At 69.0% G+C, this 8,491-nt stretch carries 9 protein-coding genes; 5 read left to right on the top strand and 4 right to left on the bottom strand.

Annotated elements, in window-relative coordinates; all coding sequences use genetic code 11:
• Positions 1-363 precede the first annotated feature (363 nt).
• From DK254_RS09710 to DK254_RS09720, 3 genes are read right to left on the bottom strand one after another with little or no spacing between them, the layout of a single operon-like run.
• Complete coding sequence (locus DK254_RS09710; RefSeq protein WP_109933611.1) at positions 364-1,527, bottom strand: AAA family ATPase; 1,164 nt, start codon at positions 1,525-1,527, stop codon at positions 364-366.
• Between the two features lie 44 nt (positions 1,528-1,571).
• Positions 1,572-2,765, bottom strand: a complete 1,194-nt coding sequence (locus tag DK254_RS09715; RefSeq protein WP_109933612.1) for a benzoate/H(+) symporter BenE family transporter — start codon at positions 2,763-2,765, stop codon at positions 1,572-1,574.
• Positions 2,762-3,373: a LysE family translocator gene (locus tag DK254_RS09720; RefSeq protein ID WP_109933971.1), complete on the bottom strand. Its 612-nt coding sequence runs from the start codon at positions 3,371-3,373 to the stop codon at positions 2,762-2,764. Before DK254_RS09720 ends, DK254_RS09715 begins: the two co-directional genes overlap by 4 nt.
• A gap of 145 nt (positions 3,374-3,518) precedes the next feature.
• On the opposite strand from DK254_RS09720, the gene DK254_RS09725 reads away from it, so the two are divergent.
• Positions 3,519-4,166, top strand: coding sequence for a hypothetical protein (locus tag DK254_RS09725; RefSeq protein ID WP_109933613.1), 648 nt, complete (start codon positions 3,519-3,521; stop codon positions 4,164-4,166).
• Here the strand turns inward: DK254_RS09725 and DK254_RS09730 are convergent.
• Positions 4,154-4,597 carry a MarR family winged helix-turn-helix transcriptional regulator gene (locus tag DK254_RS09730; protein ID WP_109933614.1) on the bottom strand — a complete coding sequence of 148 codons (444 nt, stop codon included), beginning with the start codon at positions 4,595-4,597 and terminating at the stop codon, positions 4,154-4,156. The two genes, DK254_RS09725 and DK254_RS09730, sit on opposite strands and share 13 nt — an antisense overlap.
• A gap of 80 nt (positions 4,598-4,677) precedes the next feature.
• On the opposite strand from DK254_RS09730, the gene DK254_RS09735 reads away from it, so the two are divergent.
• The 4 genes from DK254_RS09735 (at position 4,678) to DK254_RS09750 (ending at position 8,048) form a co-directional block, all read left to right on the top strand.
• Positions 4,678-5,847, top strand: coding sequence for a PLP-dependent aminotransferase family protein (locus DK254_RS09735; protein ID WP_109933615.1), 1,170 nt, complete (start codon positions 4,678-4,680; stop codon positions 5,845-5,847).
• Between the two features lie 9 nt (positions 5,848-5,856).
• Positions 5,857-6,459 (top strand): glutathione S-transferase family protein, encoded by a 603-nt coding sequence (locus tag DK254_RS09740; RefSeq protein ID WP_109933616.1) that lies wholly within the window; start codon positions 5,857-5,859, stop codon positions 6,457-6,459.
• Positions 6,460-6,652: 193 nt separating this feature from the next.
• A complete protein-coding gene (locus DK254_RS09745; RefSeq protein WP_089394487.1) occupies positions 6,653-7,114 on the top strand; it encodes a bacteriohemerythrin in 462 nt (153 codons plus the stop codon).
• A gap of 73 nt (positions 7,115-7,187) precedes the next feature.
• Positions 7,188-8,048 carry a cache domain-containing protein gene (locus tag DK254_RS09750; protein WP_109933617.1) on the top strand — a complete coding sequence of 287 codons (861 nt, stop codon included), beginning with the start codon at positions 7,188-7,190 and terminating at the stop codon, positions 8,046-8,048.
• The last annotated feature ends 443 nt before the right edge of the window (positions 8,049-8,491 follow it).

Here is an 8,491-nt window from a genome sequence, read left to right on the forward strand (position 1 = left end):
ACGCGGCCCGCCCTGAAGGGAGAGGGAGCCGTTCGGTGTGGTGCGGAACCACGAAGCTCCCAGGCTCCCCGTAGGGCGCATAACGCCTATGGCGTTATCCGCCATGATCGCGGACAGAGTCCGCTCCTACGGTTCCTGGAGGCACGGTCGTAGGAGCGGACTCCGTCCGCGATTGGATTTACCGCCCACGCCGGACGCCCCGGTAGCACGGCCAACGGCGGATAACCGCGAACGGTTATCCGCCCTACGAGTTTGCCGGCTGACTCTGCTTTATCCGACAGCTCGGGACAGCCCCCTCTCCCTTCAGGGAGAGGGAACGTGGCCAAGCCGTAAACCGCCGTTACCGGGAGCTTCCCCGTACCCTCAATCCGGCCAATGCCAAGCCGGCTCGTCGAACATCCCCTGGCCACGAATCCGCGTCTGCCCCAGCTCCTTCTCCAGGTGGATGGCGTTGCACTGCGGGTGTTCCTCCAGGGTGGCGATCAGCCGCGCCGCGTGGGACACCACCCACACCTGGGTGTGTTCCGAGGCGCGGACGATCAGGCGCCCCAGGGCCGGCAGCAGGTCCGGGTGCAGGCTGGTCTCCGGCTCGTTCAGCACCATCAGCGACGGCGGCCGCGGGGTGAGCAGGGCGGCCACCAGCAGCAGGTAGCGCAGGGTGCCGTCGGACAGCTCGGTGCCGCTCAGCGGGCGCAGCAGGCCATGCTGCAACAGCTGCACGGCGAAGCGCCCGCCGCTCTGGAAGTCGATGTCCAGGCGTGCGCCGGGGAAGGCGTCGGCGATGGCCGCGTCCAGCGCCTCGGCGTCGCCGATCTCGCGGATGGTCTGCAGCGCCGCGGCCAGGTCGCGGCCGTCGTGGTGCAGCACCGGCGTGCGGGTGCCGAGCTGGGGCAGGCGCGCCGGGGCCTCGGCGTCGCTGCGGAAGTGGTCGTAGAAGCGCCAGCCGCGGATGCGCTCGCGCAGGCGGAAGACTTCCGGGCACTGCGGGTCGTTGCCGATCTGGGCGAACAGGCTGTCGAAGGTCGGCAGGTGCTGCGCCTTCACTTCCCAGCTGCGGCCCTCGCGCAGGCGCACCATGGGGCCGTTGCGGTCCACCAGCAGCGAGGCCGGGCGGTACGCCGGGCCGGCCCAGATGCATTCGCGCTTGATCTCCGGGTCCAGGCCGAAGGCGCTCACCAGCGGGGGCGGCGGCAGGCCCAGGGCGATGGCGTAGCCGAAGTCCTCGCCGGCGAAGCCCAGGCGCAGGCGCACCACGTCCTTGCGCGGGCCGCCCTGGACTTCCACCTCGCCCTTGCGCATGCGCCGCGAGAGGGTTTCCGGGCCGGCCCAGAAGGTCGATTCCAGCCCGCCCTCGCGGGCCAGGGCGTTGACCACGCCGCCCTGGGCGGTCTCGGCCAGCAGGCGCAGGGCGCGGTAGAGGTTGGACTTGCCGCTGCCGTTGGCGCCGGTGATCAGGTTCAGCCGGCCCAGGGGCAGCACCAGGCTGTTGATCGAGCGGTAGTTGGCGACGGCCAGGGTGTGCAGCATCAGGGCGTTCCCGCTGTGTGGCGAACGCCCGATGCTAGCAGAGCTCAGGGCGCGCGACGCCAGTTCAGCAGCAGTTGCGTGGCCAGGCCCGCCACCAGGCCCCAGAAGGCCGAGCCCACGGAGAACAGGGTGAAGCCCGAGGCGGTGACCAGGAAGGTGACCATGGCCGCCTCGCGCTGGCGGGCCTCGGCCATGGCGTTGCTCAGGCCGTTGGTGATGGAGCCGAGCAGCGCCAGGGCGGCGATGGACAGCACCAGGGCCTTGGGCAAGGCGGCGAACAGCGCTGCCAGGGTGGCGCCGAAGATGCCCGCCACGCCATAGAAGACGCCGCACCAGAGCGCCGCGGTGTAGCGCTTGTGCGGGTTCTCGTGGGCCTCGGGGCCGGTGCAGATGGCCGCGCTGATGGCCGCCAGGTTGATGCCGTGGGAGCCGAACGGCGCCAGCAGCAGCGAGGCGATGCCGGTGCTGGAGATCAGCGGCGAGGCCGGCACCTGGTAGCCGTCGGCGCGCAGCACGGCCAGGCCGGGCATGTTCTGCGAGGCCATGGCGACGATGAACAGCGGGATGCCGATGCTGATGGTGGCGGCCAGGGAGAAGCTCGGCGTGGTCCACACCGGCCTGGCCAGCTCCAGCTGGAAGTGGCTGAAGTTCAGCAGGCCCAGCGCGCCGGCCAGGGCCACGCCCACCAGCAGCGCGACGAACACCGCGTAGCGCGGCGACAGGCGCTTGGCCAGCAGGTAGCTGAGGAACATCGCCACCACCAGCAGCGTCTGCTGCTCGGCGGCGCGGCAGATCTCGATGCAGATGCGGAATAGCACCCCGGCCAGCAGCGCCGCGGCCAGCGAGCCGGGCACCTGGCGCATCAGGCGGTCGAAGCTGCCGGTGACGCCGCACAGGGTGATCAGCCCGGCGCAGACGATGAAGGCGCCTATGGCCTCGGCATAGGGCACGCCCGGCAGGCTGCTGATCAGCAGCGCGGCGCCGGGGGTGGACCAGGCGATGACGATGGGCGTGCGGTAGCGCAGGGTCAGGCCGAGGGTGGTCAGGGCCATGCCGATGGACAGCGCCCAGATCCACGAGGATATCTGCGCGTTGCTCAGCCCGGCGGCCTGGCCGGCCTGGAACATCAGCACCAGCGAGCTGGTGTAGCCGGTGAGCATGGCGACGAAGCCGGCCACCACGGCGGCGGGGGAGGAGTCGGCGAAGGGGCGCAGGCGTGCGCTGGTCGAGTCGGTCATGCGGGGGTGATGTCCACGAACAGGGGGTAGAGGGAGGCTACCAGCAGCAGGGCCATGCCGATATTGAACACGCGGCGCCTCGCCGGCTGCTCCAGCCAGTGCCGCAGGAAGCTGCCGAGCACGGTCCAGACGCCGACGCTGGGCAGGTTGACCACGGCGAACAGCACGGCGATCAGCAGCACGTTGCCGGCGAAGCCCTGCTGCGGGGTATAGGTGGTGATGGCGCCGATGGCCATGATCCAGGCCTTGGGGTTGACCCACTGGAAGGCCGCCGCCTGCAGGAAGCCGAACGGCTTGCCGGTGTTGCGCCCGTTGGCCTGCGGGGCGCCGGCGCGGGCGATGCCCCAGGCCAGGTACAGCAGGTAGGCCGCGCCCAGGTAGCGCAGCACCTGGTAGGTGAGGGGGAAGGCGTGGAACAACTGGTCCAGCCCCAGGCCCACGGCGACCACCAGCAGCAGGAAGCCGATGCTGATGCCGAGCATGTGCGGCAGGGTGCGGCGCACGCCGAAGTTCACCCCGGAGGCCAGCAGCATCATGTTGTTGGGCCCGGGCGTGATGGAGGTGACGAAGGCGAAGCCGAGGAAGGCGGCCAGGAGTTCGAGGGGCATGGCGGCACGCATCTTGTGGTTTTTCCGCAGCCTAACCCCGGCCCCGCGGGCTGTCGCGTAACAGCCAGGGGCGGATCGGCCCGTACAGTGGCGCGGCCGGCGTGCTGTGGATATGGTGGGCAGGTCGCAGTCGTGGAGTCCCGCCATGGACCACAATCCCTATGCCGCGCCCAAGGTCGAGCTGATCGAGACGCGCACCCCGGCCAGCCTCTCCGGCGGCCGCTGGAGCCCCGGCCACCTGCGCCTGCTGGCCTGGCTGAGCCTGGCGCTGCTGCTGGCGCAGGGCGTGCTGTTCGGCCTGTCGTTCCTCGGCGGCACCGGGCGCGGCGACGCCCTGGACAGCTACAGCCTGTGGCTCGGCGTGCTCTGCACGCTGCTGGGCTGCTACCTCAGCTGGCGCGCCACGCAGTTCCTGGTCGACCGCTTCGGCGCCCGCGGCATGGCCTGGCCGCTGTGGCTGTCCATCGGCCTGGCGCTGGTCATCCAGGCCTACGCGGTGGTCTTCGACGCCCAGCTCGACGGCACGCCCAACGCGGCCCTGGCCGGCTTCATGGCGCTGTTCCTGCCCAGCGGCCTGGTGGGCCTGTGGTATGGCGTGCGGGTGCTGAAGATCGGCCTGCCGTACCCCTCGGTGAAGGTGCTGGGCTGGCTCGACGTGCTCTCGGGCGTGTGCATGGCCAGCATCCTGCTGTTCATCCCCGGCACCCTGCTGGCCGCCGCGGCGCTGCTGCCGCTGGCGCTGATGTTCCTGCGCGGCGCGCGGGAGCTGGAGGGCGGCGCTCAGGCCTCCTGAAGCGACTGTGCCAGGGCCTGGTTGACTGCCAGCCAGCCGTGCACCGCCTCTTCGCCGGCCTCGGCGAAGGCGCGCTGCAGCAGGCGCGCCTGCTCGTTGCGCAGGGCCCGCTCCAGCCTGGCGCCCTCGGCGGTGAGGCTGAGCAGGCGCTTGCGCTTGTCGGTCGGCGAGGCTTCGCTGCGGATCAGCTGCATCTCCTGCAGTTGACGCAGCGGCATGTTCAGCGCCTGCTTGCTCACGCCCAGGGTGGCCAGCAGCTCCTTCACGCTCAACCCGCTCTTGCGCGCGACGAAGAACAGGATGCGGTGGTGCACCCGGCCCAGGCCGCGGCGGCCGAGAATCTCGTCCGGCTTGGCGGTGAACGCCCGGTAGCTGAAGTAAAAGGCTTGCATGGCTTCCGACCAGGTGTCGGAGGGCAGAAGGTCAGGCATATTGACGTATCCGTTCGGCCGTCGTAGCTTCGGTCAACCAGTTTGACTCATTTGCTCCTGCCTCCGCTACCGGTGACCCCATGGCCTTCTCCGAACGCATCGCCCGCCTGAAAAGCTCCCTGATCCGTGAAATCCTCGCTGCGGCGCAACGTCCGGAGGTGATGTCCTTCGCCGGCGGCCTGCCGGCCGAACCCATGCTGCCCAAGGTGGACTGGGCGGACATGCCGGCCAGCATGGGCCAGTACGGCATGAGCGAGGGCGAGCCGGCCCTGCGCGAGGCCATCGCCGCCGAGGCGCGGGCCCTGGGCGTGCCCTGCGAGGCCAGCCAGGTGCTGATCGTCAGCGGCTCGCAGCAGACCCTGGACCTGGCCAGCAAGCTGTTCATCGACCCGGGCACCGAGGTGCTGCTCGAGGCGCCGACCTACCTGGCCGCGCTGCAGGCCTTCCAGCTGTTCGGCGCCGACTGCGTGACCGTGCCGCTGGGCGCCGAGGGCCCGGACGTGGCCGCCCTGCGCCAGCGCCTGGAGCGGCACAAGCCGGCCTTCGCCTACCTCATCCCGACCTTCCAGAATCCGTCCGGCGTGCGCTACAGCGAAGAGCGCCGCGACGAAGTGGCGGCGCTGCTCGACGAGTTCGGTGTCACCCTGATCGAAGACGAACCCTACCGCGAGCTGGTGTTCGACGCGGGCAGCGCCACCCCGCTGGTCAGCCGCCTGAAGAAGGCCAGCTGGATCTACACCGGCACGGTCTCCAAGACCCTGCTGCCGGGCCTGCGCGTGGGCTTCCTGATCGCCACCCCGGACCTGTTCCCGCACCTGCTGCGCCTGAAGCAGTCGGCCGACCTGCACACCAACCGCATCGGCCAGTGGCAGGCCCTGCAGTGGTTCGGCAGCGAGGCCTACCGCGGCCACCTGGCCGAGCTGCGCGACTTCTACCGCATCCGCCGCGACGCCATGCAGGCCCAGCTGGAAGAACACTTCGCCGACCTGGCCGAGTGGAACGTGCCCCAGGGCGGGCTGTTCTTCTGGCTGACCCTGAAACAGCCGGTGGACACCCGCGGCCTGCTGGACAAGGCCCTGCAGCAGAACGTGGCCTTCATGCCCGGCGAACCCTTCTTCACCGACCCGGATGCCAACCCCGGCCACCTGCGCCTGAACTTCAGCCACGTGGCGCCGGAGCGCCTGGGCGAGGGCCTGCGCCGCCTGGCCGCGGTGATCCGCGAAGCACAAGCGGCGGCCCAGCCCGCCTGAGGAGGCGACATGTACACCGTCTACGGCGACCGGTTGTCCGGCAACTGCTACAAGGTCAAGCTGGTCCTGCACCTGCTGGGCCTGCCGTACCAGTGGCGCGACATCGACATCCTCAAGGGCGAGACGCAGACCCCCGGGTTCCTGGCGAAGAACCCCAACGGCAAGGTGCCGGTGCTGGAACTGGAGGACGGCAGCTGCCTGTGGGAGTCCAACGCCATCCTCAACTTCCTCGCCGACGGCAGCGAGCTGCTGCCGAAGGAACCGCGCCTGCGCACCCAGGTGCTGCAGTGGCAGTTCTTCGAGCAGTACAGCCACGAGCCCTACGTGGCGGTGGCGCGTTTCATCCAGTTCTACCTGAAGATGCCGGACGAGCGCCGCGCCGAGTACGAGAACTGCCTGAAGGGCGGCTACAAGGCCCTGGACGTGATGGAGCAGCAGCTGGCGCGCACGCCCTACCTGGTGGGCGACAGCTATTCCATCGCCGACATCACCCTGTACGCCTACACCCACGTGGCGCACCAGGGCGGCTTCGACCTTTCCGGCTACCCGGCGATCAACGCCTGGATGCAACGCGTCGCGGCGCACCCGCGACACGTCGGCATGCTCGACTGAAGGAATATGCCTACGAAAAGCCCGCCACCGTGCGGGCTTTTTCGTATTCGTGGGCTCTGGCCCGCAGTTTAGGGTCAATCCTATTGACGGGCATCATGGCGCGCCCCGTCCCGCCTCCCTACCCTGGACCCAGCCAACAATAGAGCAGTAGCCGGGGCGGCAGGAATGCCGGCGGCCGGTGGGGGAGGTAAAAATGGCCTATCTGGTCTGGCAGGATGACCTGAACACCGGCATCCAGGTGATCGACAACCAGCACAAGCGAATCGTCGAGATGATCAACCAGCTGCACGAGGCCCAGGGCACGCTGGACAAGGCACGGGTCGGCGAGGTGATCGAGGAGCTGGTGGACTACACCCAATCGCACTTCGCCTTCGAGGAAACCCTGCTGGAAGACTCCGGCTACCAGTTCACCCGCGCCCACAAGAAGGTCCACGAACTCTTCATCAAGCGCGTCTCCGACTACCGCCTGCGCTTCGCCGCCGGCGAGGACGTCGCCGAGGAACTCAAGGGCCTGCTCGGCCGCTGGCTGTTCACCCACATCCGCAACGACGACGCCAACTACGTGGAGTCGGTCAAGGCCAGCATGCACGAGTTGACCCGCGACCAGGGCCACGGCGGCTGGCTGTCGCGCTCGATGAAGCGCTTCTTCGGCTGACGCCGGCGGGCGAAACCGCAGCGGCCATCTATGCTCAGTCCAGAACAAGAAGGGACGACATGGAGGACCCTGCATGAAACGCCTGCTCAGTGCGCTGCTGTTCTGCTTCGCCTGCCTGGCCCCGCTGCACCTGCCGGCCGCCACCAGCACCGCGGCCGACGCCGCCCAGGCCCAGCGGGCCCGGCAGTTGCTGGAGAAGGCCGTGGCCTATTACCGCCAGGAGGGCGACAAGGCTTTCGCCGCGTTCAGCCGCCAGGGCGAGTTCGTCGATAACGAGCTGTACGTCTACGTGGTCGACAGCAAGGGCGTGATGCTGGCCAGCGGCGGCCCCTCGGTGGTGCTGATCGGCCGCGACGTCTCGCAACTGCTCGACCCGAACATGCGCACGCAGTTCGCCAAGGCCCTCAAGGCCCCGGAGAACGGCAAGGTGCAGGAAACCGAGTACCGCTGGAAGAACTGGGCCGACGGCCGCGTCGAGCGCAAGCACACCTACTACCAGCGCATGGGCGACCGCTTCCTGGCGGTGGGCTACTACATCCCGCGCGCCGACGCCCGCCAGGCCGAGGCCATGCTGGAGAAGACGGTGAAGGCGGTAGAAGGCGCGCCGGAAGCCACCTTCAAGCGCATCAACGACCTCGACAAGGCCTTCATCGAGGATGACCTCTACGCCTTCGTGGTCGACATGGACACCAGCAAGTTCGTCGCCCACGGCTACAACACCCGCATGGTCGGCACCGACTTCGCCGGCCTCAAGGACCCGGCCGGCAACGCCATCGGCCAGGCCATGCTGGCCCTGGCCAAGAGCAAGGGCGAAGGGCAGTTCGACTACCAGTGGCGCAACCCGGTGACCGGCAAGGTGGAGAGCAAGCACGCCCTGCTGCGCAAGAGCGGGCACTACCTGGTAGCGGTGGGGTACTACACGGCGGGGGGCTGAAAGCCCCGCCATGGGGCTCTTCGTAGGAGCGAGCTTGCTCGCGAACGGAGCTTCCCGGCGGTGTAGGTGCTGGGCTCAAGAGCGCCCTCTCCCCAACCCTCTCCCGCAAGCGGGAGAGGGGGCTGTCCTGAGCTGCCGGAGCGTCCGGAGTCATCCTGGCCCTCACCGCCGTCGGCCGTGCCACAGAGATGTCCGGCGCGGCTGGTGAGTCCTACGGGGAGCCCGGGAGTTTCGTGATTCCGCTTCACGCCGAACGGTCCCCTCTCCCGCTTGCGGGGGAGGGTTAGGGAGGGGGGGACGGAGTCAGGGTTCGCGAGCAAGCTCGCTCCTACGAAGAGCCGTGCCGCTCTTGATTTTGGACTTCCAGAGAAATATCCGCGCGCACCGGAACGCCCCTTCAGAAGGCCGAGCGAAACCGGCGCTCAGGAGGTCATGCGACATGG

Origin of the sequence: Pseudomonas sp. RW407 (genome assembly GCF_003176655.1) — a bacterium.
Taxonomy (GTDB): Bacteria; Pseudomonadota; Gammaproteobacteria; order Pseudomonadales; family Pseudomonadaceae; genus Pseudomonas; species Pseudomonas delhiensis.

Excerpts from the sequence above, each read along its gene's own strand:
- DK254_RS09710 (WP_109933611.1), bottom strand. The coding sequence starts at position 1,527 with ATGCTGCACACCCTGGCCGTCGCCAACTACCGCTCGATCAACAGCCTG.
- DK254_RS09715 (WP_109933612.1), bottom strand. The coding sequence starts at position 2,765 with ATGACCGACTCGACCAGCGCACGCCTGCGCCCCTTCGCCGACTCCTCC.
- DK254_RS09720 (WP_109933971.1), bottom strand. The coding sequence starts at position 3,373 with ATGCCCCTCGAACTCCTGGCCGCCTTCCTCGGCTTCGCCTTCGTCACC.
- DK254_RS09725 (WP_109933613.1), top strand. The coding sequence starts at position 3,519 with ATGGACCACAATCCCTATGCCGCGCCCAAGGTCGAGCTGATCGAGACG.
- DK254_RS09730 (WP_109933614.1), bottom strand. The coding sequence starts at position 4,597 with ATGCCTGACCTTCTGCCCTCCGACACCTGGTCGGAAGCCATGCAAGCC.
- DK254_RS09735 (WP_109933615.1), top strand. The coding sequence starts at position 4,678 with ATGGCCTTCTCCGAACGCATCGCCCGCCTGAAAAGCTCCCTGATCCGT.
- DK254_RS09740 (WP_109933616.1), top strand. The coding sequence starts at position 5,857 with ATGTACACCGTCTACGGCGACCGGTTGTCCGGCAACTGCTACAAGGTC.
- DK254_RS09745 (WP_089394487.1), top strand. The coding sequence starts at position 6,653 with ATGGCCTATCTGGTCTGGCAGGATGACCTGAACACCGGCATCCAGGTG.
- DK254_RS09750 (WP_109933617.1), top strand. The coding sequence starts at position 7,188 with ATGAAACGCCTGCTCAGTGCGCTGCTGTTCTGCTTCGCCTGCCTGGCC.